The sequence below is a fragment of the Agrobacterium sp. RC10-4-1 genome (assembly GCF_014138475.1).
Classification (GTDB): domain Bacteria; phylum Pseudomonadota; class Alphaproteobacteria; order Rhizobiales; family Rhizobiaceae; genus Agrobacterium; species Agrobacterium pusense.
Window position 1 is genome coordinate 50,732 of sequence record NZ_JACJIT010000008.1, and the last position, 24,847, is coordinate 75,578.

Below are 24,847 nucleotides of genomic sequence, written 5' to 3' on the forward strand. Positions count from 1 at the left end.
ACAGGGAGAGGTTTTGTTCCCGCGAGGGGCCGGCGCATTCGACATGGCGCAATCTGGCTCTTACCGGAAGAGGGCGTCCGGGCCTCTCGGTTATTTCGCGGTCCAGCCGCCATCGATGGAAATGGTGGTGCCGGTGATGGAACGGGCCATATCGCCAGCGAGATAAAGTGCCATTTCGGCGATTTCCTCCGGCTGGATGAAGCGTCTTGTCGGCTGCGGCGCAAGCATCACCTTTTTCACCACATCTTCCTCACTCATGCCGTGTACCCTCGCCTGATCCGCGACCTGTGCGGCCACAAGCGGGGTCCAGACATAGCCGGGGCAGATGGCGTTACAGGTGATGCCGAGTTCGGCAACCTCCAGCGCAACGCTTTTCGTAAGTCCCACCACCGCATGTTTGGTTGCCACATAGGGCGCCTTGAAGGGAGACGCGCGCAAACCATGCGCGGAAGCGATGTTGACGATGCGGCCCCAGCCTCTTTCCTTCATGCCCGGCAAAGCAGCGCGGATGGTGTGAAAGGCGCTGTCGAGAGAAATGGCAACGATGCGGGAAAAATCCGCGAAGTCGAACTCATCGATCGGCGCGACCTTCTGAATGCCGGCATTGTTGACGAGGACATCGACATGGCCGAATTCCGCAATGACCTTTTCAGGCAGATGCGCGCTTTCTTCATAGTTCGCGAGGTTGGCGGAGAAATAGGCCGGCCTTTGCCGCGCCACTTTCCCTACAGCCTCCAGCGCCTGCGTCGCCTCCTCCACCGTTTCTATGCCATGCACAGCGACCAGATAGCCCGCCTCGGCGAAACGCCTGGCGATGGCAAGTCCGATGCCGCTGGTGGAACCGGTGACAAGCACGGTTTTCGGTTGATCCTCCATGGGCCTAGTCCTTCAGCTGCGGCAGGTTGCGGAAAAGTTCGAGCGCTTCGGGATTGGCGAGCGCATCGGCATTCTTCACCGGCCGACCATGGATGGTGTCGCGCACCGCGATTTCGGAAATCTTGCCGGAGCGTGTGCGTGGGATAGCGCTGACAGCAATGATCCTTGCCGGCACATGCCGCGGCGTCGCCCCCGAACGGATGCGGCTGCGGATGGTCTTTTCCAGCTCTTCCGTCAAGGCAGCACCACCCTTCATGCGCAGGAAGAGGATGACCCGCTGGTCCCCGTCGATATCCTGCCCAACGGCAATGGCCTCCTCTACTTCGGGCACGGTTTCCACCTGCCGGTAGATTTCCGCAGTCCCGATGCGCACCCCACCTGGATTAAGCGTCGTGTCCGAGCGTCCATGGATCACATAACCGCCGGAGGGCCGCAGTTCGGCGAAATCGCCATGCGCCCAGACGCCGGGGAAACGATCGAAGTAGGCGGCCTGATAGCGCGAACCATCCTCATCGCCCCAGAATTTCACCGGCATGGACAGATGCGCATTCCGGCAGACGAGTTCACCGGGGACGCCGCGAACGGAACGGCCCTCATCGTCAAGCGTATCGATATCCATGCCGAGCATCGCGCCCTGCAATTCACCGCGATGAACCGGCTGTAGGGGATTGCCGCCGAGGAAACAGGCGCAGATGTCAGTGCCGCCGGAAATGGAGGCGAGATGCACATCCGCCTTCCAGTCGCGATAGATATAATCGAAGGATTGCGGGATGAGCGGCGAACCAGTGGAGAGAATTGTTCGCAGCGATGAAAGATCATGGCTTTCCCGCGGTTTCAGTCCCGCCTTCAGGCATGCATCGATAAATTTCGCAGACGTGCCGAACGTGGCGATCCCTTCGGCGTCGATGAGATCGATCAGCCGGCCGGGCGTCGGATAGCCGGGATTGCCATCATAGGTGACGAGGGTGGTACCGAGCGCGAGACCGGAGACCTGCCAGTTCCACATCATCCAGCCGCAGGTGGTGAAATAGAAAAAGCGCTCACCCTCCTTGATATCGCATTGCAGTTTCAGCTCCTTCATGTGCTGAAGAAGCAGGCCGCCGCCGGAATGGGTGATGCATTTCGGCTTGCCTGTCGTGCCGGAGGAATAAAGGATCACCAGCGGCGCCTTGACGGGCAGACGGTTGAAGACAATCTCGCCCGCCGCATAAGGCGCAACGAAAGCCGCAAGCGTGACGCAGCCGAGATCAGTAAGGCTTTCGGGAACGGTTTCACCGATCAGAACGATCTTTTCAGGGGCCGCACTTTCCGCCACGGCGCGGATGGTCGGGCCGACGTCGATGCGTTTACCGGCATAACCATATTCCGGCACGGCGATGAGAACCTTGGGATCGATTTGGGAAAGGCGATCCGAGGCACCTGCCGGGCCGAAATCCGGAGAGCAGGACGACCAGATGGCACCGATTGCGCTTACCGCCAGATATCCCACGATCGCCTCGATATCATGGGTGACGATCGCGCCGACGCGGTCACCTTCCCGCACGCCAGCATGAACGAGCGCCTGCACCATGCGCGACACTTCGTCATAAAGCGCCTTTCGGCTTATCTCTCGCCGCGTACCATCGTCGCGATGGGCGATGATGGCCAACCGCTCATCGGTATCGCGCAGCAGGTTTTCGGCGTAATTCAACCGCGCGCCCGGATAAAATTCGGCCTCCCGCATCGTCGCGCCCGGCTTGAACGCGACATCGCCGCGCGTGCCGATAATGCCGAGCTCGTCCCACAGCCCGATGTAAAACTCTTCTGGCGCGTCGATGGACCAGCGCAGCAGGCCGGCATAATCATCGGCGGCCTGCCCGTGTATCTTTGCGGTTCTTGTCGCGAAGGCGAAGAGCGCCGAGCGCTTCACCCTCTCTTCCGGCGGCACCCACAGAATGTCAGATGGCGCGGCTGCTGTCATGCTCTGCTCCCGCGCAGCATCTCAACGATGGCGGAAAAATCACGCCCGCCCTGCCCGTCGTCAACGAAGCTCTCATAAAGCGCTGCCGCAGCAGCACCGAGCGGTGTGGAGGCGTCAGCACCATTGGCCGCCTCCTGAGAAAGCTTCAGGTCCTTGAGCATCAAGGCTGCGGCAAATCCGGGCTGGTAATCCTTGTTGGCGGGTGATGTCGGCACCGGACCCGGCACCGGGCAATAAGTGGTGAGCGACCAGCATTGCCCGGAAGATGTGGAGGCGACATCGAACAGCGCCTGGTGCGAAAGCCCGAGTTTTTCGCCGAGCACAAAAGCCTCGGAAACCGCGATCATGGAAATGCCGAGGATCATGTTGTTGCAGATCTTGGCCGCCTGCCCGTTGCCGCCCTTGCCGCAATGCACGATCTTTTTGCCCATGGCTTCCAGCAGCGGCTTCGCCGCCGAAAAAGCCTCCGCCTCACCACCGCACATGAAGGTCAGGGTGCCGGCGGCCGCACCGCCCGTGCCGCCGGAAACGGGGGCGTCGACCGAAGAGCAGCCGGCGGAAGCGGCCAGTTCATGCGCCTTCAATGCGCTTGCCATATCCACGGTCGAGCAGTCGATAAGGAGCGTTCCGGCAGAGATTTTACTAGTCAGATCGTCATAGGCCGAAACGACATGTTCGCCCTTGGGCAGCATGGTGACGACCACATCAGCCGCGTTGACTGCTTCGGCAGAATTCGCGGCAACCGGAATGCCCGCCTCCTTTGCCGCTGCACGGCAGGCTTCGGCAAGATCGTATCCCCTGACGGCATATCCCGCCTTGACGAGATTGGCGGCCATCGGCAGGCCCATATGTCCCAGCCCCAGAAAAGCGATGGTCTTCATCGGTAGGTTCCTTTCAGCGATTATCCGCAAGGATCATGTCGGCGGCCTTTTCGGCAATCATGATCGTCGGCGAATTGGTATTTCCGGATGTAATGCGCGGCATCACCGAGGCATCGGCGACGCGCAGCCCGGCGAGCCGGCGGAACTTCAGGCGCGCATCAACGACACTTTCCATATCCGACCCCATGCGCAGCGTGCCGACAGGGTGGAAGATGGTGGTGCCGATATCACCTGCCGCCTTGGCAAGATCATTGTCGTTTTCAAAGGCGGGGCCGGGCCGGTATTCCTCCGGCCTGAAGCGGGAAAAGGCCGGCTGGGCGACGATGCGGCGCGTCAGCCGCATGGCATCTATGGCCACCTTCCGGTCGCCTTCGGTGGAAAGATAGTTCGGGCGGATTTCCGGTTGCATGGCGAAATCCGGTCCTTTCACATGCACTGAGCCACGGCTTTCCGGCCGCAGATTGCAGACGCTTGCCGTTATGGCGGGAAAAGTGTGAACCGGATCCCCGAACTTGTCGAGCGAAACCGGCTGCACATGATATTCCAGATCAGCGGTTTCCTTTTCCGGCGAAGAGCGGGTGAAGACACCGAGCTGGCTCGGCGCCATGGACATCGGCCCGGAGCGCGTCAGCGCATATTCCAGGCCGATCCGCGCCTTGCCGAAGAGCGACGAGGCCCGCTCATTGAGCGTCAGAACACCGGAGACCTTGTAGACCATGCGCAGCTGCAGATGGTCCTGCAGGTTCTCGCCCACACCCTGGACCTCCGCCACCGTATCGATACCGGCAGCCTGCAACACATCCCCACGGCCGACCCCGGAAAGCTCCAGAACATGCGGCGAGCCGATTGCGCCGGCGGACAGCACGGTTTCGCGCCGCGCCCGCATTTTTTTCAGGACGCCGTCATGATGGAATTCGACACCCGTCACCCGGTCTTCTTCGATGATGAGCCGTTTGACATGGGCCTTGGTCAAAACGGTGAGGTTCTTGCGGCCAAGCACCGGTTTCAGGAATGCTTTCGCCGTGTTCCAGCGCCAGCCCGCCCGCTGGTTGACATCGAAATAACCGGCCCCTTCATTGTCTCCGCGGTTGAAATCGTCAGTCGCGGGAATACCCGCTTCTCCTGCCGCCTTCTGGAAGGCATCAAGCACATCCCAGCGCACGCGGGCCTTTTCCACACGCCACTCGCCCCCGCTGGAATGCAGGTCACTCTTGCCGCGATAAAAATCTTCAGACTTCAGGAAATAGGGCAGGATGTCGTTCCAGCCCCAGCCTTCGCAGCCAAGCTGCCGCCAGACGTCATAGTCCCGCGCCTGCCCGCGCATGTAGATCATGCCGTTGATGGAGGAGCAGCCGCCCAGCACCTTGCCGCGCGGATAGATCAGCGCGCGTCCATTCAGGCCAGGCTCTTCCGCCGTCTTGAAACACCAGTCCGTGCGTGGATTGTTGATGCAATAGAGATAACCGACCGGAATATGGATCCAGTGGTAGTTGTCGTTGCCGCCCGCTTCCAGAAGCAGCACGCGGTTGTTCGGGTCTTTCGAAAGGCGGTTGGCGAGAACGCATCCGGCGCTCCCCGCTCCGATGACGATATAGTCATATTCGCCCATTCTCTTCTCCACACGCCATCCTTGCCGCGTCGTCCCGAACGCGGGGAGGCTTTTCAGGTTTTTCAAATTGGCTAGCTGCGGTGCTGAAAGCCGAGTTTCCGCCCCAGCCGGGAAGCATAAAATTCACCGATCAGACCGCGACGGAACACCAGAACGCAGGCCATGAAGACGAGGCCGGTGATGATGGTGACCGGGAAGTCCGAGGTCGCGAGATAGTTCTGCAGGGTCACGACAAGGCCCGCGCCGAAAATCGGGCCGATCATGGTGCCGATGCCGCCGAGCAGCGTCATCAGGATCACTTCACCGGACATCTGCCATGTCACGTCGGTCAGCGTCGCGAATTGGAACACCAGCGCCTTCAGCCCGCCAGCAAGCCCGGCGAGCGCCGCCGACATGACGAAGGCGCCGAGCTTGTAGCGCTGCACGCTATAACCGAGCGAAATGGCGCGTTGCTCGTTTTCACGGATCGACTTCAGGATCATGCCGAACGGCGAATTGACGAAACGCCAGATGACCAGCAGCGCCAACACGAAGGCGGCAAGCACCGTGTAATAGATATTGAGCGGACCATTGAGATCGAGAATACCGAAGAGATGGCCGCGCGGCACGCCCTGCAGGCCGTCCTCTCCATGAGTGAACGGCGCTTGCAGGCAGAAGAAATAGAACATCTGCGACAAGGCGAGCGTGATCATGGCGAAATAGATGCCCTGGCGGCGAATGGCGAAAAAGCCGATGACGAGGCCGAGAAGAGCTGCCCCCGCCATGCCGATGACAAGGCCGATTTCCGGTGTGACACCCCATTCCTTCACCGAATAGGCGGTGAAATAGGCAGCGCCGCCAAAGAATGCCGCATGGCCGAAGGAAAGCAGCCCGGTATAACCGATCAGCAGATTGAAGGCGCAGGCAAAGAGCGCAAAGCAGAGAAGCTTCATCAGGAAGATCGGATAAACGAACATCGGCGCGGCGATGAGAATGGCAAGCCCGGCCAGAATGAGCACCGTCTTGATGGTTGCTGCCGTCGTCGATACTTCCGTCCGCGGCATTGCGCCGGCTGTCGGGCTATGGGTGGCTTTGGACATATCAGGCGTCCTTTCCGAAAAGTCCGGCGGGGCGGATGAGCAGCACAAAGGCCATGATGACGAAGATGACGATATTGGAGGCCTCAGGGTAGAACACCTTGGTGAGGCCCTCGGCGATACCGAGCATGTAGCCGGTGACGATGGCGCCCATGATCGAGCCCATGCCGCCGACGACCACCACCGCAAAGACGACGATGATGAGGTTTGTGCCCATCAGCGGCGAGACCTGATAGATGGGGGCGGCGAGAACGCCGGTGAAACCCGCAAGGCCGGCGCCGAGCGCGTAGGTGAGCGTCAACAGAACAGGCACATTGATGCCGAAAGCCTGCACAAGGGTCGGGTTTTCCGTCGCGGCGCGCAGATAGGAGCCAAGACGCGTCTTTTCGATCAAGGCCCAGGTGGCGATGCACACAATCAGCGAGATCACGACGACGAAGGCGCGGTAGTTCGGCAGGAACATGAAGCCGAGATTGGTGCCGCCTGCGAGTTCGCGCGGCACCGAATAGGGTTGGCCCGCCGCGCCGTAAAGCCACCGGAACGTGCCTTCCACCACCAGCGCCAGGCCGAACGTGAAGAGCAGACCATAGAGTGGATCGAGATCATAAAGCCGCGACAGAAGGAAACGTTCGATGATCGCCCCAAACAGCGCGACAACGAGCGGCGTGACGATGAGCGCCACCCAGAAATTGATGCCGAAATATTGCAGGCCGAGAAAGGCGACGAAAGCGCCGAGCATATATTGCGCGCCATGGGCAAAATTGATGACGCGCAGCAGCCCGAAGATGACAGCAAGCCCAAGTGACAGCAGCGCATAGAATGAGCCGTTGATAAGGCCGACCAGCAATTGCCCGAGGAGCGCCTGAATTGGAACGCCGAAGATCATCGTCATGGTTAAACCCCCAGCACCTTGTTAAGCTCGCCCATGCGGGCGGAAAGCTCCCCCACCGGAAAATCGCCGACCATCTGGCCGTGGTCCATGAGGTAGAAGCGATCGGCGATACGGCTCGCAAACCGGAAATTCTGCTCCACCAGAACCACGGTCATGCCGCGGCTCTTCAGCTTCTGCAAAACCTCTCCAATGCGCTGTACGATGACGGGGGCAAGCCCTTCGGTCGGCTCATCCAGCAGCAGCACCTTGACGCCGGTGCGCAGGATGCGCGCCATGGCCAGCATCTGCTGCTCGCCGCCGGAGAGCTTCGTGCCGGAGCTGGTGCGGCGTTCGTAAAGATTGGGAAACAGCTCGTAGATTTCATCGAGCGTCATGCCGCCGGACGCGACGACGGGCGGCAGCTTCAGGTTTTCCTCAACACTCAGGGTCGCGAAGATGCCGCGCTCCTCCGGTACGAAACCGAGGCCGTATTTCGCCGTACGATGCAGCGGCACCGGCATAAGATCCTTGCCGCCGAGCTTGATGACGCCCTTGCGGTTGCGGATGATGCCCATGATGGTTCGCAACGTCGTGGTCTTGCCCACGCCATTGCGGCCGAGAATGGTGATGGTTTCGCCCTCGCCGACCGTCAGATCGACGCCGTGCAGCGCCTGGCTTTCGCCATACCAGGATTTCAGGTTGGAGACTTCGAGCATCGCCGCCATATCAAGCCTCCTCCGTGCCCATATAGGCCGTGCGCACGCGCGGATCGGCAGAAACCGTGGCATAATCGCCCTCAGCCAGAATTTCTCCACGCTGCAGAACACTAACGTGATGGCAGATATCGGCCACGACCTTCAGATTATGTTCGACCATCAACACCGCGCGGGTCTTTGCCACCTCACGAATAAGCTCGGCCACATGCGAGACATCTTCTCCACCCATGCCCGCCATCGGCTCGTCCAGCAGCAGAACTTTGGGATCAAGCGCCAGCGTAGTCGCGATTTCGAGAACCCGCTTGCGGCCGTAAGACAGATCGGCCGCAAGCGCGTGTTTTTCCCGCGTGAGGCCCACCATGGAGATCAGCTCCTCGGCGCGGGCATTCAGCCTGTCCAGCGAAGAGAGCGGCAGCCAGAACTGCGTTGCAAGGCTGTTGGGCCGCTGCAATGCCACCCGCACGTTTTCCAGAACCGTCAGATGCGGAAACACCGCCGATATCTGGAAAGACCTGACGAGGCCGAGACGCGCCACCTTGTCCGGTGGCGTCTTTGTTATATCCGTTCCCATGAAGGTGATCGCCCCGCCTGTCGGCTGGAGAAACTTGGTCAACAGGTTGAAAACCGTTGTCTTGCCGGCGCCGTTTGGGCCGATCAGCGCATGGACGCGGGCGTGATGCACGTCGAGATCGACGTTTTTCACGGCTGCGAATGCGCCGAAGGTCTTGGTGAGACCACGCGCCGAAAGAACGACGCGAGGTTCTGCCTGCCCGGCGGGGGCGGGAGCGATCGTCATGAAACTTTCCCCTTTATTGCGTCAGTCTTTTATTGCGTCACCAGCGGGCAACCGCTCTTTGCGGGGTCCATGAAGGATTCCTTGCCGGGGATGGTGGCGAGAACCTTGTAATAATCCCAGGGCTGCTTGCTTTCGTCAGGCTTCTTCACTTCCATGAGGTACATGTCGTGGATCATCCGACCATTGGCGGCCACATGGCCGTCCTTGGCGAAGACGTCGTTGACAGGCATTTCCTTCATGGCCTTGGCGACGGCGTCTGCATCGTCGGTGCCGGCCTTTTCGATCGCCTTCAGATAATGCAAGACAGCGGAATAGGTGCCGGTGTGAACCATGTTCGGCATGGCCCCGGTGCGTTCCTTGAAGCGCTCACCAAACTTGCGCGATTCATCGTCGCGGTCCCAATAAAAACCTTCCGTCAGTGTCAGCCCTTGAGCTGCCTCAAGGCCGAGGCCATGGACTTCTGCAAGCGTGAAGAGAAGCGCTGCAAGGCGCTGGCCACCTGCAACGATACCGAATTCCGCAGCCTGTTTGATGGCGTTGGAGGTGTCGAGACCGGCATTGGCAAGACCGATAACCTTCGCGCCCGAAGACTGAGCCTGCAGCAGGAAGGACGAATAGTCGGTGGTGGCGAGCGGATGGCGTACGGAGCCCAGCACCTTGCCGCCATTTGCCTTGACGAAATTGGACGTATTTTCTTCCAGCGAATAACCGAAGGCATAGTCGGCTGTCAGGAAGAACCAGCTGTCGCCGCCCTGTTTGACGAGTGCGCCACCGGTGCCGACAGCCAGCGAATAGGTGTCATAGGCCCAATGAAAACCATAAGGGCTGCACTGCTTGCCGGTCAGCTCGGTGGTGGCAGCACCGGTGTTGACGGTGATCTTCTTCTTGTCCTTCGAGAGTGCCTGCACGGCAAGGCCGACAGACGACGAGGTCAGTTCCATGATCGAATCGACCTGTTCGGTGTCGTACCATTGGCGGGCAATGTTGGAGGCGACATCCGCCTTGTTCTGGTGGTCAGCCGTTACCACTTCCACGGGCGCACCGAGCACCTTGCCGCCAAAATCCTCAACCGCCATCTTCGCGGCTTCATAGGAGTATTTGCCGCCGAAATTGGCGTAAACGCCGGACTGGTCGTTCAGGATACCGATCTTGACCTTGCCGTCCGAAATCTCGGCGGCATAAGCGGCGGTGCCGGCGGCCAGTGCCATGGCCGTGGATAAAACGATACTCTTGCGCATGACTTCTCCTCCCAGAGATGATTGCGAGCCTCAGATTGTCTGTGCAGCGGTGAACCGAAACCCTGCACATGAATGGCCGCACCGCCCTCCTCAAAGCGGCGCATCCTGAGCGTAGACTTCTCGAATTCGGCCGTTGACACAAGAGCGTGTCATCATCAAATTGCGAACAGGAACTGTTCATTTTTGAACAGAACTCTTGATGGGAGACAATTATGGCCACCCCTTTCACCTGGGACGACCTGCAATATTTCCTGGCCGTGGCCCGCACCGGCCAGCTCTCATCCGCCGCCAGAAGCCTGCGCACCAGCCACGCCACCGTCTCCCGTCATATCGACCGGCTGGAATTTTCGCTTAAAACCAAGCTCTTCGAGCGGAACCCGCGCGGTTATGAGCTGACGACGGTGGGGCGGCGACTGGTCGATACCGTCGAGCGCATAGAGGCAGAGGCTGAACGGCTGCAATCGGATATTTCCGAAAGCGGCAGCCTGCTGCGCGGCGTTGTGCGCCTGAGCGCTCCTGAAGGTTTTTCCAATTTTTTCTTCGTCGAGAGGCTGAAGGACTTCGCCGCCACCCATCCCCACATCATGGTGGAAATGGTGACGATCCAGCAGATCATGGCGCTTTCCCGAAAGGAGGCGGATGTGGCTGTCACGCTCGATCCGCCGAAGGCCGGTCCCTATATCAATGAACAGATCATCGATTACACGCTGCATATTTACGCCTCACGGTCCTATCTCGCCGGACAGCCGAAAATCACGAAGCGGGAAGACCTGCTCGACCACTTCTTCATCGGCTACGTGCAGGATCTGATCTTTTCACCCGGCCTCGATTACATGCGCGATGTGCTTCCGGGCCTGCGGCCAAATTTCCAGTCTTCGAGCATTTTTGCGCAACTGACCGCCACGCTTGGTGGCCGAGGGCTTTGCATCCTGCCGAATTTCATCGCCGCGCGCTTTCCGGATTTGCAGATGGTGCTTCCGGGTGAGGTCGAGCTGCGGCGAGGTTACTGGCTCACCAGCCATCAGGACTTTGCCAATGTGCCACGGGTGCGCTCCTTGATGGATTTCATCCTCACCACCGCGCGCGCCCACGAAAAGCTCTTTATTCTCAAGCGCGGCCTCATGGTCTGAAGTCGCGATCGTTCACATTTCGGCGACACCCTGTCTTCGTCTCGCAGGTTGGAGGATCTGCGCCGTTGCTTATATGAGGGACAACAACGATGTCGCTGCACTAGCGGACATCCTCCAAATCTGGAAGGTCATTATGAAAAAGATCGGATTCCTATCCTTCGGCCACTGGACGCCCTCCCCCCAGTCGCAGACCCGCTCGGCGGCCGATACGCTGCTGCAGTCGATAGACCTCGCCGTGGCCGCGGAAGAACTGGGGGCTGACGGCGCCTATTTCCGTGTGCACCATTTCGCCCGTCAGCTGGCCTCGCCCTTCCCGCTTCTGGCCGCCGTCGGCGCCCGCACGAAAAAGATCGAGATCGGCACCGGCGTCATCGATATGCGTTACGAAAACCCGTTCTACATGGTGGAGGACGCCGGTTCGGCCGACCTCATCGCCGGTGGTCGCCTGCAGCTCGGCATCAGCCGCGGCTCGCCGGAGCAGGTCATCGATGGCTGGCGTTATTTCGGTTATCGCCCGGCCGAGGGCCAGAGCGAAGAAGATATGGCGCGTCAGCACACCGAGGTCTTCCTCGAGCTTTTGAAGGGCGAAGGCTTTGCCGAGCCGAACCCGCGGCCGATGTTCCCCAACCCGCCGGGTCTTCTGCGGCTGGAGCCGCATTCCGAAGGCTTGCGCGAGCGCATCTGGTGGGGCTCGAGCTCCAATGCAACGGCAGTGTGGGCGGCAAAGCTGGGCATGAACCTGCAAAGCTCCACGCTGAAGACCGACGAAACCGGTGAGCCTTTCCACGTCCAGCAGGCGCAGCAGATCCGCACCTTCCGGGAAGCCTGGAAGGAGGCCGGACATGCCCGCGAACCGCGCGTCTCCGTCAGCCGCAGCATATTCGCGCTCGTCAATGATCGCGACCGCGCCTATTTCGGTTACGGCAACGAAGGCGACGACAAGATCGGCTATATCGACGACAAGACGCGTGCGATCTTCGGACGCAGCTATGCCGCCGAACCGGAAAAGCTGATCGAACAGCTGAAGGCCGACGAAGCCATCGCCGAAGCTGACACGCTGCTGCTGACCGTGCCGAACCAGTTGGGCGTCGATTACAACGCCCATGTGATCGAGACCATCCTGAAGCAGGTAGCGCCGGCGCTTGGCTGGCGCTAAATCTGGAAAAATCGTATCACCCACACGCCGTCACCCCGGACTTGATCCGGGGTCCAGCGCGATCAAGTCTCTGATCGCGAAAGAGTCTTGTCACGGCGTAGACGCGCCGTGGCTGTATGCCGGATCTAGTCCGGCATGACGGAGGACGTGCTTTCCCTCCGTTAAAATCCGGGCTGTATACCGCTGCTCTAGTTCAGCGCCTTGCCGTAACGCACGAAGCTTTCCGCCAGTGGTGTCGTGCTCGCACCCGGCTGCTCAGGCCGTTTGTAGACACCATCCTGCACCTGGATCGGTTCTTCGAAATGATCCTTGATCCACGGAATATATTCGAGAATGGTCGACGCCGGATGCCAGTAGCTTAGATGCACATGCACCTGGCTCATCTCGCCGGCATGCGGCACGACAGGCAGGCGATGGGCGAGTGCCAGATCGGCAACCTGGATATATTCGGTGACGCCGCCAAGCCGTGTTACATCCGGCTGGACATAAGCGACGGCGCCGGCATCGATGAAGGAACGGAACGCATCCACCGTATAAAGCTGCTCGCCGAGCGCAATCGGGATAGTGGTATTGCGCGCCAGTCGGGCATGGCTTGTCACATCGTCATACCACAGCGGCTCCTCGAACCAGTAGATGTCCAGATCCCTCGCTGCCGCACAGAAGCGCTGGCATGTGGGCAAATCCCATTTGCCGTTGCCATCGATGGCGATGCGGATGGATGAGCCGACGCGTTTGCGGACGGCAGCAAGCCGGGCGATATCGATATTCGGGTCGTCATGCCCGACCTTGATCTTCAACCGGGTGAAACCGTCTTCCTCCACCGCCCTTGAGCTGCCTGCAAGCAAATCGTCCAACGAGAAGGAAAGCCAGCCGATATCGGTATTATAAGCTTCCACTGCCGCCGTGCGTGCGCCGCCGAGATAGTGCCACAGCGGCACGCCTGCCTTTTTCGCTTTCAGGTCCCAGAGAGCCACATCGATCGCAGCTAACGCCAGATGGGTGATGCCGGCCCTGCCGACCCATTGGAGCGAGGGATAACGGGCGAGCTTCATCCAAAGCCGTGAATGCTCCGACGCATCCTCGCCGACGAGCAAGGGCGCGTAACAATCGCTGATGCAGGATGTGATCAGCCTGTCCGACGCCAGATGCGCATGGGTGCCGGTGAAACCATAGCCCTCGAGGCCGTCACAGGTGGTGATCTTTGCGCCGACAACACCCCAATGGGTGATGCTGTGGGTGGAATCGGAAATGGAGTCCGATGTCAGCGGCAGGTGCAGGATGAAGGGTTCGACGGCGGTAATTTTCATGATCGGTCATTCCTCGATGCTTGAACGCTTCTGGGGAGGAAAGGCGGAAGTCCCTTTCTGAGACACGCTTTGCCGACCGGGCGGGTGAAATCGCGTCATCTCCCGCATCCAATGGTTGCAGGAGTCAAACCGTCAGGGGATTGCCGAACCGCCCTCCTCCGGCAGCCGGCTTCCGATGGCAGATAGAGGTAACGGAAAAACGGATTTTGTAAAATAAAAAATTTTTTATTTTTAATATTCGATCATTGCCTGCTTAGCAAAGCTGGGCGATGATGTGGGCATGAACACACTCGTCAAAGTCACGCTCGCCGAACAGGCGCACCGGGAACTGCGCGCACGCATCGTCAGCGGCAAATTGCGCGGCGGCGAACGTCTGCTGCCAAATGAACTTGCCGCCGATCTCGGCATCAGCCCGACGCCGGTCAAGGAAGCCTGCCTGAAACTCGAGGCGGATGGGCTGGTGGTCAATTCGTCCCGGCGCGGGATGGTGGTGCGCGACTTCACGGTCGAGGATGTGGAGGAACTATACGCGGCCAGGATGCTGCTTGAAAAAGGTGCGGTGGAAGTGGCCTTCGATGCCGGGCAGCTGGACGGAACGCTGCACGTGGCACTGCTGGAAAGCCTCGACAAACACCGCGCCTTCGCCAAAGGCTCGACGCTGGATGAATTGTCGAAAGCGCTTTTTTACGACCGCAGTTTCCACGCGACCCTGGTCGCAGCGGCGCGCATTCCGGTCATTTCCGGTTCGCATGAGCGCATTCTAGACCAGACCCACACGGTCTTCGTCTCGATCCTCGGTGATTACGCCCGCTCGGTCGAGGAGCACCAGAATATTGCCGATGCCATTGCCGCCGGCAGCAAGGCCCAGATCATCGATGCGCTGTGGCGGCACCTGGAGCGCAGCCGCCAGAACACGCTGCGTCAGGTCCGATTGCTCAAAGAGGCCGGCGCCTGATCATTTAAAAGACAAGTGGAGGACTGCATGCGCGAAAACCCCGGGGTCGCAATTCGATCAGCGCGAGCCGAAACCATCTCATTCCACAGGGGGATTTTGTGCTGATGATGGACCGGCTTTCCGCTAGAACCCTGCCCCGCCTGCCGCACACGGTCACGACCCCTGCCTATGAGCGCATGAAAATCACGCCCGGCATCGTGCATCTCGGCGTCGGCGCCTTTCACCGGGCGCATCAGGCGGTTTTCATCGACGATTGCCTCAATCGCGGCGAAACAGGATGGGGCATCGTCGCCGCATCGCTGCGCAGCCCGGACACCCGCGACGCCATCGAACCGCAAGATAATCTCTACACCTTCTGCCTTCGCGATGGCCAAAGCGAGCGCCTGCGCATCGTCGGCTCGATTCTTGAAACCGTCGTCGCCCGGGAAAACCCGGAGCGACTGGTGGAGCGGATGGCCGACCCCCGCGTTCTCATCGCGGCCCTTACCGTGACGGAGAAGGGTTACCTGACCAATCTCGCCTCCCGCAGCCTGCTGCGCGACCATCCCGATATCGTCCACGATCTCGAAAACCCGGAGCGGCCGCGCTCGATCTTCGGCTTCATCCTTGCAGCGACCCGGCGCAGACGTGCCGAAGGCTCCCTGCCGCTGACGCTGCTGTCCTGCGACAACCTGCCCGCCAACGGCCACATGCTGCGAAAGCTGCTGCTGGAATTCGCGAGCCTTGCGGATCAGGAACTGGCCTCCTTCATCGAAGCCAATATTGCCTGCCCCTGCTCGATGGTGGACCGTATCGTTCCCGCCACCACGGATGCGGACCGGGATGCGATTTCGGCCACACTCGGCCTCAGCGATGCATGGCCGGTCGTTGCGGAACCTTATTTCCGTTTCGTCATCGAAGACCGTTTTCCCCATGGCAGGCCGGCGCTTGAGAAATCAGGCGTGGAATTCGTCGATGATGTCGAACCTTACGAGCATATGAAGCTGAGGATGCTGAACGGCTCCCACAGCGCCATCGCGGCCATCGGCCAGATTGCCGGCCTTGCGACGGTGGCCGATGCCTGGGCTGAAAAGACCGTGCGCGACTTCATCGACGTCTATTGGCGTGAGGTCGGACGGACGCTGGATCCTGCCGTCAATGGTTCTGAATTCGCAGCCGGCCTGCGGCAGCGTTTCGCCAATCCCTCATTGCAGCACAAGACCATGCAGATCGCCTCCGATGCGTCGCAGAAAGTGCCGCTGCGGATACTTTCACCACTACGAGAACTGCTGGCGGAAAAGGCTGAGTGCGGAGCGGTCATTTTTGCCGTCGCGCTGTGGATCAGGTCCTGCGCAGAGGAAGATGAAAAGGGGCAGCCGATCACCATTCTCGACCCCGCCTTCAGGGAGTGGGATGCGCCGGATCAACTGGCGATGGCTCCGGATGCGGTGGTCGACCGCTTCCTCGCTTTCAAACGCACCTTTGGCAGCGACCTGCCCGCCAACGAAACCTTTGTCCTAGCCCTGAAAGCCGCCTATCGCAACATTCGCGAGCAGGGCGCCCTGGCGGCAATTGGGCGTTTCCTGAAGTCCTGAAAAAAGAACAGGCCGGAAATCCGGCCTGCTCCCAACCTTTCGTCAACCGTCAGGCTGTCGCCGCCTGTCTCGCCGCCTTGCGGCGCTCCACGCGGGCGCGAATGGCATCGACATCCGTGATCGGGGTCGCGGCGAAGAGCTGACGGGTATAGGGGTGCTTCGGATCGGCGAAAAGTTCCTCGCGCGTGCCCTGCTCCACCGCCTCGCCCTTGGAAATGACCATCACGTCATCAGCAATGTAACGTACAACGGAAAGATCGTGGCTGACGAAGACATAGGTCAGTTCGAATTCCTCCTGCAGATCGCGCAGCAGGTTCAAGACCTGTGCCTGCACCGAAAGATCGAGTGCCGAGACCGGCTCGTCCAGCACCAGCAGCGCCGGGTTCAGCATCAGTGCACGCGCAATGGCGATGCGCTGGCGCTGGCCGCCGGAGAACATGTGCGGATAACGGTTGAAATGCTCAGGACCAAGGCCGACCTTGACCAGCATGGCTTCAGCCCGCTCGCGGCGCTCGGAAGCAGGAATTTTCGTGTTGATGATGAGTGGTTCCATCAGCACGTCACCCACCTTCTGGCGCGGATTGAGGCTGCCATAGGGGTTCTGGAACACCATCTGCACCTTGGAGCGCATTTCCGTGCCGGGACGGCGCCTGGCGATATCGACCGGCTGGCCATCGATCTTCAATTCACCGCCGGAAGCCGGATCGATGAGGGCAATGATGCGAGCCAGCGTCGACTTGCCCGAGCCGGATTCACCGACAATAGCGAGCGTCTTGCCGCGCTCGACGGCGAAATCGATGCCCTTCAGGGCCTGCACCATCCTCGCACCGCCGAACAGGCCGCCGGGAACGTGATAGTCGCGGGTAATGCCCTTGCCTTCAACCACGATACTCATCGAACGCCCTCCTTGCCGAAGAAATCGGAGACGGTGGGCAGACGGTCGCCGGTGGCATTTTCCGGCAGGGCCGAAAGCAATGCCTTGGTGTAGGGATGCTGCGGGGCTTCGAAGAGGCTCAGCACATCCGCCTCCTCCATCTTGCGGCCCTTATATTGCACGACGACACGATCGGCGGTCTCGGCAACCACGCCCATATCGTGGGTGATGAGGATCAGCGCCATGCCATATTCTTCCTGCAGCTTCATCAGCAGGTCGAGAATCTGCTTCTGTATCGTCACGTCGAGCGCAGTCGTCGGCTCGTCGGCGATCAGGAGACGCGGCTTGGAGGCGATCGCAATCGCGATCATCACGCGCTGGCACTGCCCGCCCGACATCTGGTGCGGATAGGCTTTGAGCTTGGATTCCGGATCGGGAATACCGACAGCACGGAATAGCTCCAGCGCGCGGGCGCGGGCGGCAGCGCCGCTCATGCCGAGATTGAGGCGAAGCACTTCCTCGATCTGGAAACCGACCGTGAAGGACGGATTAAGCGAGGCGACCGGCTCTTGGAAGATCATGGTGATCTCACGGCCGATCAGCTTGCGGCGCTCCTGCGGCGACATGGCCAGCAGATTGATGCCGTCAAAGACCATCTCATCGGCGGTAATCGTCGCCGTATCGGGTAGCAGGCCCATGACGGCGAGCATCGATACCGATTTGCCCGAACCGGATTCACCGACGATGGCCAGCACTTCGTGTTTGTCCACGGACACATCAATGCCGTCGACGGCGGTGAAGGCACCGGTGGCGGTGGCGAATTTCACCGTCAGGTTCTTGATTTTCAGCAGGCTCATATCTCAGCTCCGCTTCAGTTTGGGATCGAGCGCATCACGCAGCCCGTCACCCATCAGGTTGATGGCAAGCACCGAGATCAGGATCGTCAGGCCGGGAAGGGTAACAACCCACCAGGCGCGTAGAATGAACTCACGCGCTTCCGCCAGCATCGTGCCCCATTCGGAGGCAGGCGGCTGAGCGCCCATGCCGAGGAAGCCGAGTGCGGCCGCATCGAGAACCGCAGACGAGAACGAAAGCGTTGCCTGTACGATCAGTGGTGCAAGGCAGTTCGGCAGGATGGTCTTGAACATCAGCCGGAGATTGCCGGCACCGGCCACGCGCGCGGCCGTGACATATTCACGCCGAAGCTCGCTCATCACCGCCGCTCGCGTCAGACGCGCAAAATGCGGCTGATAGACGATGGCAATGGCGATCATCGCGTTGGTGAGCCCCGGCCCAAGGATCGCGACCAGCACCAGCGCCAGAAGCAGCGATGGGAACGCCAGGATGACGTCCATCACACGCATGATGACGGTATCGACCCAGCCGCCGAAGAAGCCTGCGATGAGACCGATGACAATGCCGCCAATGAGCGCGATGGAAACGACAACGATGCCGATGAACAGCGAATATTGCGCGCCGTATATCAGACGGGACAACATGTCACGCCCGACGGCGTCGGTGCCGAAGAAGAAGCCGGCACGGCCGCCTTCCTGCCAGACCGGCGGCACCAGCAGCGCATCACGATATTGCTGGGTTGGATCATGCGGTGCGATGAGCGGCGCAAAAACCGCGACCAGCACGAGGAGAATAAACACGGCAAGGCCGATGACGGCACCACGGTTCTGACGGAAATAGAACCAGAAATCGGCGATCATCCGGCGGCGGATGGCGGCGTCAGAAAGCCTGACGACCGGAGCTGTGGTCACATCGCTCATTTGTGACGGATCCTTGGATTGATGAGGCCGTAGGTCAGGTCGACGAGCAGGTTGACGATCATCACCAGACCCGCAATCAACAGCAGGCCGCTCTGCACGACCGGATAGTCGCGGCGCGAGATGGAATCAATCATCCACTTGCCGATACCCGGCCAGGAAAAGATGGTTTCGGTCAGGATGGCGCCAGCCATCAGCACGCCGATCTGCAGACCGATGGTGGTGATGACGGGGATCATGGCGTTGCGCAGCGCATGAATGCCGACGACACGGGAAGGCGACATGCCCTTGGCGCGGGCCGTGCGCACATAATCCTCGCCCAGAACCTCCAGCATGGCCGAGCGCGTCTGGCGCGCAATGACGGCAAGCGGAATGGTGGCAAGCACCACGGAGGGCAGGATGAGATGCGAAAAGGCCGAGGCGAAGGCGCCCTTCTGTCCCGAAATCAGGCTGTCGATCAGCATGAAACCGGTGACGGAGGGGAAGAAATACATCAGCGAGATGCGGCCCGAAACCGGCGTCCATTGCAGGATACCGGAGAACATGATGATGAGCAGCAGCCCCCACCAGAAGATCGGCATGGAAAAACCGACCAGAGCCGTCGTCATGGAAATCTGGTCGAACCAGGAACCACGTCTGATGGCGGCGATGACACCGACCGGCACGCCGATGAGCGTTGCGATGATGATGGCGACGAGACCAAGCTCGACCGTCGCGGGAAAGAGCGACAGGAACTCGGTGAGAACCGGCTTCTTGGTGACCAGCGAATTACCGAGATCGCCCTGAAGCAGCCGTCCCAGGAAATGAAGATATTGCTGCCACACGGGCTGGGCAAAGCCGAGCTGTTCGGCAAGCTGCGCATGCCGTTCGGGCGAAATGCCACGCTCGCCCGCCATCAGCAGCACGGGATCGCCCGGCAGGACGCGCACGAAGGCGAAGGCAACGATGGTGATCCCGAGGAAGGTCGGAACGAGATAGAGAAGTTTGCCGAGAATGAACCGGATCATGGCTTTTTCCTGAAAAGACGCGCGGAAGAACAGGGTTCTTCCGCGCGTCCGGTTGTTCGGGGATTACTCCGCGATGTCGACGTTTTCGAAGGTGAAGTCGCCAAGCGGGCTCATGGTGAAGCCGGAAACCTTGGCGGACATGGGAACGAACTGCGTGGAGTGCGCAAGCGTCGCCCACGGAGCCTGTTCCTTGAAGATCACCTGTGCCTGCTCATAAAGCTTGGTGCGCTCGGCAACGTCGGTGGTCTGCTTTGCCTTGGCCAAGAGGTCCGAGAACTCCTTGTTGCACCACTGTGCACGGTTCGCACCGCCTTCACCGGTTGCGGCGCAGGACAGGAGAACGCTAAGGAAGTTGTCCGGGTCACCGTTGTCGCCGGTCCAGCCGAGGATGACGGCACCGTCGCGCTTCGTTTCGGTGGACTTCTTGAGATATTCACCCCACTCGAAGGAGACGATCTCGGCCTTGACGCCGACCTTAGCAAAATCCGACTGGATCAGCTCGGCGGTACGACGGGCGTTCGGCATGTAAGGACGCTGCACCGGCATCGCCCAGATCTTCATCGACAGATCCTTGACGCCAGCGGCTTCGAGAGCCTTCTTGGCAGCTTCCGGATCGTAAGCATCGTCCTTGATGCTGTCGTTGTAGGACCACATTGTCGGCGGGATCGGGTTCTTGGCAACCTGGCCTGCACCCTGGAACACGGCGTCGATGATCGCCTGCTTGTTCATCGCCATGTTCAGCGCCTTGCGGACTTCAGGCTTGTCGAAAGGTGCAACGGTCGTGTTGTAGGCGAAGTAAGCGACGTTCAGGCCCGGCTGTTCATCGAGCTTGAGGTTCTTGTCGGCGCGGATGGTCGCGAGATCAGCCGGAGCGGGGTATGGCATCAGGTGGCATTCGCCAGCCTTCAGCTTCTGCAGGCGAACCGCGGCGTCAGGCGTGATCGCGAAGATCAGGTCGTCGATCTTCGGGGCTTCACCCCAGTAGTCGGCGTTCTTCTGGAAGCGGATGACCGCGTCCTTCTGATAGGCGACGAACTTGAACGGACCGGTGCCGATCGGCAGGTTGTTGAAGTCTTCCTTGGTGCCGGCCTTCTCAAGCGTATCGGCATATTCCTTCGACACGATGGAGGCGAAAGGCATGGCGATGTTGGCGAGGAACGGCGCTTCCGGGCGGGTCAGCACGAACTTGACCGTATAATCGTCGACCTTGACGATTTCCTTGATCAGGGACGGCATTTCCATGGAGTTGTAATATTCGTAGGTGATGCCTGCGATATACTGGTTCCACGGGTTCTTCGCGTCGCCTTGGCGGTTGTAGCTGAAGATCACGTCGTCAGCGTTGAATTCGCGGCTCGGCGTGAACTTGTCGTTGGAGTGCCACTTGACGCCCTTGCGCAGGTGGAAAGTGTACTCGAGACCATCCTTGGAAACGTCCCACTTTTCCGCAAGGCCCGGCTCTACTTCTGTCGTGCCCTTTTTGAACTCCGTCAGACGGTTGTAGACCGGATGCGCGGAAGCGTCGAAGGTGCCGCCGGCGGTGTAAGGCGACGGATCAAAGCCTTCCGGCGATGCCTCGGAGCAGTAAACGAAGGTCTTCGCCATGGCTGGCATGGCGGAAGTCATCGCAAGTGCAGAAGCGATAAGCAAACTGCGGGTCAGCATTTTCATCTGATGGTCCTTTCCCTCTTTTTCTGAGTTCCTGCGGCCCCCTCCAGGGGCCTACCTCTTCTGGTCAGCGGCGGCACGGGGATGCCCGTCTCGCCGTTCGGTCTTTGCCTCCCGACCAATTACCCGGCGACCGGCTGAAACAACCGGTCGAGGTTCGTTTCCGGTGGGCAGAACCAGCGCGGCCCTGCCTCCGTCATGTAAGCGATATCTTCGAGACGAACGCCGCATTCCCCATAAACGCACAGCATCGGCTCGATGGAAAAACACATGCCGGGCTCAAGCGCCGTGGCATTTCCTGCAACGATATAGGGTTCTTCGTGAATATCCAGCCCAAGCCCGTGACCCGTGCGGTGCGGCAGACCGGGAAGCTGATAATCCGGACCAAATCCGGCCGCCTTCAGACTGTCCCGGGCGGCCTTGTCCACCTCGAAACAGGCGGCGCCAACGCGGGCGGCAGCGAAGGCCGCGGCCTGTGCGTCACGTTCGGCATTCCAGATAAAACGCTGCCGTTCCGTTGGCTTGCCAAAGACATAGGTACGGGTGATATCGGAACGATAGCCATGAAGAATACCACCGAGGTCGACCAGTACCATGTCGCCCTGGTTCAGCGTCTGCGCATGGGGCACGCCATGCGGATAGGCCGTCGCCTCGCCGAACTGCACCGCCACAAAAAGCGGCTTCATGCCAAGGGCAATATGGGCGGCATTAACGAAATCCGCGACTTCCGTGGTGGAGATGCCGGGACGCAGGCCTTCGAACACGGCCTTCTGCACATTATAGCTCGCGTCCATCGCGGTCTGAATGAGGGCGATCTCCGCTGCAGACTTGACCTGCCGCTGGGCGACGATCAAGGGCTGAGCGGAAATGATGCGGCCTTCCAGACGCTGCATGAGCGCGGATGCGAAAACAAAGGGCGTGGCGGGATCGATGGCGACGAAGTGACCTGCACAGGCCAGCGCACCGATACGCCTTGCCATCAGGTCGAACGGGCTTTCATCCTCTTCCCAGGTGGCGACTGCGCCGGGGATACGGATCAGGGTCTGGAGTTTCGGTTCCTCGAAGGTCGGGCTTATATAGATCGGCTCGCCCTCGGCCGGCACCAGAGCACCGTGAATACGCTCGGAAAGGCCAAGCGACAGACCGGTATAATAAGTCAGCGACGACGAAGCGTCGAGCCAGACCGCCTTGATGTTCTGCTGGGTCATTCGCGCCTGCAGGCCACGCAACCGCAACCTGAGCTCGTCTTCAGCGATCGATGAAACCGCGATCGGCTGAAACTGCTTCAGCGCCTCTTGAAAGTCTGCCATTCTCTCCCCGCCGCCTTCGGGCGCACGGACACTGGCGTGCCGGCACCTCCCAAGCGTTCTTTTGCCCATGCTTAACCACAGGGGGAAGGCTAAGCAATGGGGCGGGAGGACGCACCGCCACAAAACTGTGCATATTTATCTAGACATAACGAAATCGTGATCGACGCGAGCCTGATTTCAGGAGTCGTTGCCTTGACGCGGAAATCAAAAATCCCCCGGAAATCCAAGGGAGAAACCGGCCCCTTATCCACGCGTCGCGTGCAGCCGGGAAACGGACGCCGATCCACCACGTAAAAAAGAGCCCAGAAAAGGAAAAAGCCTGCCGCGGGAGGAGGTGCGGCAGGCTTCAAACTTGATCGGTGATTGGGAGGAGGAGTACCACCGATCCACATCGAGCGACGCTGGGAGGAGGAGTGCGTCGCTTCGATGATTTGAATATAGCGGTATCTGTGATTTTTAACAGAGCAAGTCTCGCAATGCAGCATTGCATTTCTGCATAGCTCCGGAATGACTGCCCGGTTTTTCGGCACAACCTACCCTACCGCGGGACGTCAGCTCTCACGGTAGACCTGGAAACCGGCGAAGGACTGGTTGACTGGCATGAGCTCAAGACTGTTGATGTTGATATGTTTGGGCTGCGAGGCGACCCAATAGATGGTGTTGGCGATATCATCGGCCGTGATCGGATTGACGCCCTTGTAGAGATTGTCCGAAGCTTCCCGATTGCCCCCAGTGCGCACCAGCGTAAATTCCGTTTCGCACATGCCCGGTTCGATTGAGGTTACCCTGACGCCCTTGCCGTGCAGATCGGAGCGCAGACCAAGCGAAAACTGCCGCAGGAAGGCTTTGGTGCCGCCGTATACATTGCCGCCCGTATAGGGATAATGCGCAGCAACAGACGAAAGGTTGACGACGATACCTTTACGGTCGATCAGTGTCGGCAGGAGATGGTGGGTGATGTTCAGCAGACCGGTGATGTTGGTGTTCACCATGGTCTGCCAGTCCTTTAGCGGCACCTGCGGCGCGGGGGCCGTGCCCAGTGCCAGACCGGCATTGTTGACGAGGACATCGATGTCTCGGAAGCCCTCCGGCAAGGCGGCGAGCGCTTTTTCGGCCGCGTCCTCATCGGTGATGTCGAAGGCGGCGCCGTAGAAAGCCGATCCGAGTTCGGCCGCCAGTGCCTGCAGTCGTTCCGCCCGACGGCCCGTGCCGATGACCTTCCAGCCTTCTCTGATGAAGCGTCGGGCCGTAGCCTCTCCGAAGCCCGACGTCGCGCCGGTGATGAGGATGGTTCCGCTCATGATGATGCCTCCACTCTATTCGTTTTTTCAGGGTCAATCGGTGTCAGTAGTTTTTCCGCCGCCGCTGCAAGGCAACGCCGGTAGGCGGCGAGATCCGTATACAAGTCCTCATCGGAAACGTCGCCGACAATAACGTTGCCGCCCCGCCGCAAAATCCCGCCGTGCAGCATGAGATTGTCGACCATGTCGAAATTCTCGATCGACAACCCGTCCGGTCCGCGATACCGCCCTGTTTCATCCACGGTGACGACATTGCCGTAATGCGCCTTGATGCGGCTGAAGTGATTGGCCGCGACATTGGTGTAGGCGAACACCGGCTTGCCCAGCGCGCACATGAAGCCCAGCTCGTAGCTCGTTCCCGTGTCGGCGGCGATGCCGCGAAACGGTGTGAGATTGGCAATCACGGCATCCGCTTCAAGCATCATTCCTTCGTCGACTTCATTGATGTTGCAGCCATGACCGATCCTGGTATCCGCCGGCGGGATCTGCAGATCGCCCGGCGAAAGCGGGATGAAGCCGGCCTCCCGCGCCAGTGCTGCCTTGAGGTCGAGCATTTCGCGCGCATTCGGGAGGAACACTTCCGGTCCGGCGAGATAGATTTTCTTTGTCATTGGGAATTCATGCAATTTGTCAGGAAAAGATTTCCGACCCTAACCCGGGGACTTTCGCAAAGGCAAGTGCCAAGGGCGTGCGGCGTGGCGCGGCGGACCGACCGATAAAACGGTATCGTCCCGCTGGTCTTTCCGTTATAGCCGGAGCAGTAGACTGGAATT

General features: G+C 60.0%; 22 protein-coding genes. 4 read left to right on the forward strand and 18 right to left on the reverse strand.

Annotation, left to right across the window (positions count from 1 at the left end; translation table 11 throughout):
* Nucleotides 1-90 precede the first annotated feature (90 nt).
* The 9 genes from FHW77_RS20690 to FHW77_RS20730 form a co-directional block, all read right to left on the reverse strand.
* Nucleotides 91-876 (reverse strand): 3-hydroxybutyrate dehydrogenase, encoded by a 786-nt coding sequence (locus FHW77_RS20690; protein ID WP_004437889.1) that lies wholly within the window; start codon nucleotides 874-876, stop codon nucleotides 91-93.
* 4 nt (nucleotides 877-880) lie between these two features.
* Nucleotides 881-2,836 carry an acetoacetate--CoA ligase gene (locus FHW77_RS20695; RefSeq protein ID WP_182590676.1) on the reverse strand — a complete coding sequence of 652 codons (1,956 nt, stop codon included), beginning with the start codon at nucleotides 2,834-2,836 and terminating at the stop codon, nucleotides 881-883.
* Nucleotides 2,833-3,717 (reverse strand): 3-hydroxyisobutyrate dehydrogenase, encoded by an 885-nt coding sequence (mmsB, locus tag FHW77_RS20700; RefSeq protein ID WP_182590677.1) that lies wholly within the window; start codon nucleotides 3,715-3,717, stop codon nucleotides 2,833-2,835. The genes FHW77_RS20695 and mmsB overlap by 4 nt, the downstream gene beginning before the upstream one ends.
* Before the next feature lie 13 nt (nucleotides 3,718-3,730).
* Entirely contained in the window at nucleotides 3,731-5,326 is a 1,596-nt protein-coding gene (locus tag FHW77_RS20705; RefSeq protein WP_108081684.1) for a GMC family oxidoreductase, read from the reverse strand.
* A 71-nt stretch (nucleotides 5,327-5,397) separates the two neighbouring features.
* On the reverse strand, nucleotides 5,398-6,405 hold the full coding sequence (locus FHW77_RS20710) for a branched-chain amino acid ABC transporter permease (RefSeq protein ID WP_006698062.1): 1,008 nt from the start codon (nucleotides 6,403-6,405) through the stop codon (nucleotides 5,398-5,400).
* 1 nt (nucleotide 6,406) lies between these two features.
* On the reverse strand, nucleotides 6,407-7,294 hold the full coding sequence (locus FHW77_RS20715) for a branched-chain amino acid ABC transporter permease (protein WP_004437878.1): 888 nt from the start codon (nucleotides 7,292-7,294) through the stop codon (nucleotides 6,407-6,409).
* 2 nt (nucleotides 7,295-7,296) lie between these two features.
* Nucleotides 7,297-7,998: an ABC transporter ATP-binding protein gene (locus FHW77_RS20720; protein ID WP_060942198.1), complete on the reverse strand. Its 702-nt coding sequence runs from the start codon at nucleotides 7,996-7,998 to the stop codon at nucleotides 7,297-7,299.
* Nucleotide 7,999: 1 nt separating this feature from the next.
* Nucleotides 8,000-8,785 carry an ABC transporter ATP-binding protein gene (locus FHW77_RS20725; RefSeq protein ID WP_108081686.1) on the reverse strand — a complete coding sequence of 262 codons (786 nt, stop codon included), beginning with the start codon at nucleotides 8,783-8,785 and terminating at the stop codon, nucleotides 8,000-8,002.
* A 29-nt stretch (nucleotides 8,786-8,814) separates the two neighbouring features.
* Nucleotides 8,815-10,023, reverse strand: a complete 1,209-nt coding sequence (locus FHW77_RS20730) for an ABC transporter substrate-binding protein (RefSeq protein ID WP_182590678.1) — start codon at nucleotides 10,021-10,023, stop codon at nucleotides 8,815-8,817.
* Nucleotides 10,024-10,235: 212 nt separating this feature from the next.
* Here FHW77_RS20730 and FHW77_RS20735 point away from each other — a divergent pair, with 212 nt between their 5' ends.
* Both FHW77_RS20735 and FHW77_RS20740 read left to right on the forward strand, forming a co-directional pair.
* Entirely contained in the window at nucleotides 10,236-11,153 is a 918-nt protein-coding gene (locus tag FHW77_RS20735; protein WP_006698065.1) for a LysR family transcriptional regulator, read from the forward strand.
* A 133-nt stretch (nucleotides 11,154-11,286) separates the two neighbouring features.
* Nucleotides 11,287-12,309 (forward strand): LLM class flavin-dependent oxidoreductase, encoded by a 1,023-nt coding sequence (locus FHW77_RS20740; protein ID WP_044459600.1) that lies wholly within the window; start codon nucleotides 11,287-11,289, stop codon nucleotides 12,307-12,309.
* Nucleotides 12,310-12,497: 188 nt separating this feature from the next.
* Here FHW77_RS20740 and FHW77_RS20745 read toward each other — a convergent pair whose 3' ends face one another.
* The gene (locus FHW77_RS20745) at nucleotides 12,498-13,616 is read right to left on the reverse strand and encodes a mandelate racemase/muconate lactonizing enzyme family protein (protein WP_108081687.1); all 1,119 of its coding nucleotides are present in this window, start codon (nucleotides 13,614-13,616) and stop codon (nucleotides 12,498-12,500) included.
* Between the two features lie 280 nt (nucleotides 13,617-13,896).
* Between FHW77_RS20745 and FHW77_RS20750 the strand changes: the two genes are divergently transcribed.
* Both FHW77_RS20750 and FHW77_RS20755 read left to right on the forward strand, forming a co-directional pair.
* The gene (locus FHW77_RS20750; RefSeq protein ID WP_108081688.1) at nucleotides 13,897-14,571 is read left to right on the forward strand and encodes a GntR family transcriptional regulator; all 675 of its coding nucleotides are present in this window, start codon (nucleotides 13,897-13,899) and stop codon (nucleotides 14,569-14,571) included.
* Nucleotides 14,572-14,675: 104 nt separating this feature from the next.
* Nucleotides 14,676-16,145: a mannitol dehydrogenase family protein gene (locus FHW77_RS20755; RefSeq protein ID WP_108081689.1), complete on the forward strand. Its 1,470-nt coding sequence runs from the start codon at nucleotides 14,676-14,678 to the stop codon at nucleotides 16,143-16,145.
* 49 nt (nucleotides 16,146-16,194) lie between these two features.
* On the opposite strand, the gene FHW77_RS20760 is transcribed toward FHW77_RS20755, so the two are convergent.
* From FHW77_RS20760 to FHW77_RS20795, 8 genes are all read right to left on the reverse strand, one after another.
* A complete protein-coding gene (locus FHW77_RS20760) occupies nucleotides 16,195-17,040 on the reverse strand; it encodes an ATP-binding cassette domain-containing protein (RefSeq protein ID WP_004437861.1) in 846 nt (281 codons plus the stop codon).
* Nucleotides 17,037-17,876 (reverse strand): ABC transporter ATP-binding protein, encoded by an 840-nt coding sequence (locus FHW77_RS20765; RefSeq protein WP_022563464.1) that lies wholly within the window; start codon nucleotides 17,874-17,876, stop codon nucleotides 17,037-17,039. Before FHW77_RS20765 ends, FHW77_RS20760 begins: the two co-directional genes overlap by 4 nt.
* Nucleotides 17,877-17,879: 3 nt before the next feature.
* The gene (locus tag FHW77_RS20770) at nucleotides 17,880-18,794 is read right to left on the reverse strand and encodes an ABC transporter permease subunit (protein WP_004437857.1); all 915 of its coding nucleotides are present in this window, start codon (nucleotides 18,792-18,794) and stop codon (nucleotides 17,880-17,882) included.
* Nucleotides 18,791-19,798: an ABC transporter permease subunit gene (locus FHW77_RS20775; protein WP_004437854.1), complete on the reverse strand. Its 1,008-nt coding sequence runs from the start codon at nucleotides 19,796-19,798 to the stop codon at nucleotides 18,791-18,793. Before FHW77_RS20775 ends, FHW77_RS20770 begins: the two co-directional genes overlap by 4 nt.
* 63 nt (nucleotides 19,799-19,861) lie before the next feature.
* Nucleotides 19,862-21,466 carry an ABC transporter substrate-binding protein gene (locus tag FHW77_RS20780; RefSeq protein WP_004437852.1) on the reverse strand — a complete coding sequence of 535 codons (1,605 nt, stop codon included), beginning with the start codon at nucleotides 21,464-21,466 and terminating at the stop codon, nucleotides 19,862-19,864.
* A 119-nt stretch (nucleotides 21,467-21,585) separates the two neighbouring features.
* Complete coding sequence (locus tag FHW77_RS20785; protein ID WP_108081690.1) at nucleotides 21,586-22,773, reverse strand: M24 family metallopeptidase; 1,188 nt, start codon at nucleotides 22,771-22,773, stop codon at nucleotides 21,586-21,588.
* A gap of 551 nt (nucleotides 22,774-23,324) precedes the next feature.
* Nucleotides 23,325-24,074 carry an SDR family oxidoreductase gene (locus FHW77_RS20790; protein ID WP_108081691.1) on the reverse strand — a complete coding sequence of 250 codons (750 nt, stop codon included), beginning with the start codon at nucleotides 24,072-24,074 and terminating at the stop codon, nucleotides 23,325-23,327.
* Entirely contained in the window at nucleotides 24,071-24,685 is a 615-nt protein-coding gene (locus FHW77_RS20795) for a nucleoside 2-deoxyribosyltransferase (RefSeq protein WP_037090633.1), read from the reverse strand. The genes FHW77_RS20790 and FHW77_RS20795 overlap by 4 nt, the downstream gene beginning before the upstream one ends.
* Nucleotides 24,686-24,847: the final 162 nt, after the last annotated feature.

Bases quoted from the DNA above. Each gene is read 5' to 3' on its own strand.
- FHW77_RS20690 (WP_004437889.1), bottom strand. From the start codon at position 876: ATGGAGGATCAACCGAAAACCGTGCTTGTCACCGGTTCCACCAGCGGC.
- FHW77_RS20695 (WP_182590676.1), bottom strand. From the start codon at position 2,836: ATGACAGCAGCCGCGCCATCTGACATTCTGTGGGTGCCGCCGGAAGAG.
- mmsB (WP_182590677.1), bottom strand. From the start codon at position 3,717: ATGAAGACCATCGCTTTTCTGGGGCTGGGACATATGGGCCTGCCGATG.
- FHW77_RS20705 (WP_108081684.1), bottom strand. From the start codon at position 5,326: ATGGGCGAATATGACTATATCGTCATCGGAGCGGGGAGCGCCGGATGC.
- FHW77_RS20710 (WP_006698062.1), bottom strand. From the start codon at position 6,405: ATGTCCAAAGCCACCCATAGCCCGACAGCCGGCGCAATGCCGCGGACG.
- FHW77_RS20715 (WP_004437878.1), bottom strand. From the start codon at position 7,294: ATGACGATGATCTTCGGCGTTCCAATTCAGGCGCTCCTCGGGCAATTG.
- FHW77_RS20720 (WP_060942198.1), bottom strand. From the start codon at position 7,998: ATGGCGGCGATGCTCGAAGTCTCCAACCTGAAATCCTGGTATGGCGAA.
- FHW77_RS20725 (WP_108081686.1), bottom strand. From the start codon at position 8,785: ATGACGATCGCTCCCGCCCCCGCCGGGCAGGCAGAACCTCGCGTCGTT.
- FHW77_RS20730 (WP_182590678.1), bottom strand. From the start codon at position 10,023: ATGCGCAAGAGTATCGTTTTATCCACGGCCATGGCACTGGCCGCCGGC.
- FHW77_RS20735 (WP_006698065.1), top strand. From the start codon at position 10,236: ATGGCCACCCCTTTCACCTGGGACGACCTGCAATATTTCCTGGCCGTG.
- FHW77_RS20740 (WP_044459600.1), top strand. From the start codon at position 11,287: ATGAAAAAGATCGGATTCCTATCCTTCGGCCACTGGACGCCCTCCCCC.
- FHW77_RS20745 (WP_108081687.1), bottom strand. From the start codon at position 13,616: ATGAAAATTACCGCCGTCGAACCCTTCATCCTGCACCTGCCGCTGACA.
- FHW77_RS20750 (WP_108081688.1), top strand. From the start codon at position 13,897: ATGAACACACTCGTCAAAGTCACGCTCGCCGAACAGGCGCACCGGGAA.
- FHW77_RS20755 (WP_108081689.1), top strand. From the start codon at position 14,676: ATGATGGACCGGCTTTCCGCTAGAACCCTGCCCCGCCTGCCGCACACG.
- FHW77_RS20760 (WP_004437861.1), bottom strand. From the start codon at position 17,040: ATGAGTATCGTGGTTGAAGGCAAGGGCATTACCCGCGACTATCACGTT.
- FHW77_RS20765 (WP_022563464.1), bottom strand. From the start codon at position 17,876: ATGAGCCTGCTGAAAATCAAGAACCTGACGGTGAAATTCGCCACCGCC.
- FHW77_RS20770 (WP_004437857.1), bottom strand. From the start codon at position 18,794: ATGAGCGATGTGACCACAGCTCCGGTCGTCAGGCTTTCTGACGCCGCC.
- FHW77_RS20775 (WP_004437854.1), bottom strand. From the start codon at position 19,798: ATGATCCGGTTCATTCTCGGCAAACTTCTCTATCTCGTTCCGACCTTC.
- FHW77_RS20780 (WP_004437852.1), bottom strand. From the start codon at position 21,466: ATGAAAATGCTGACCCGCAGTTTGCTTATCGCTTCTGCACTTGCGATG.
- FHW77_RS20785 (WP_108081690.1), bottom strand. From the start codon at position 22,773: ATGGCAGACTTTCAAGAGGCGCTGAAGCAGTTTCAGCCGATCGCGGTT.
- FHW77_RS20790 (WP_108081691.1), bottom strand. From the start codon at position 24,074: ATGAGCGGAACCATCCTCATCACCGGCGCGACGTCGGGCTTCGGAGAG.
- FHW77_RS20795 (WP_037090633.1), bottom strand. From the start codon at position 24,685: ATGACAAAGAAAATCTATCTCGCCGGACCGGAAGTGTTCCTCCCGAAT.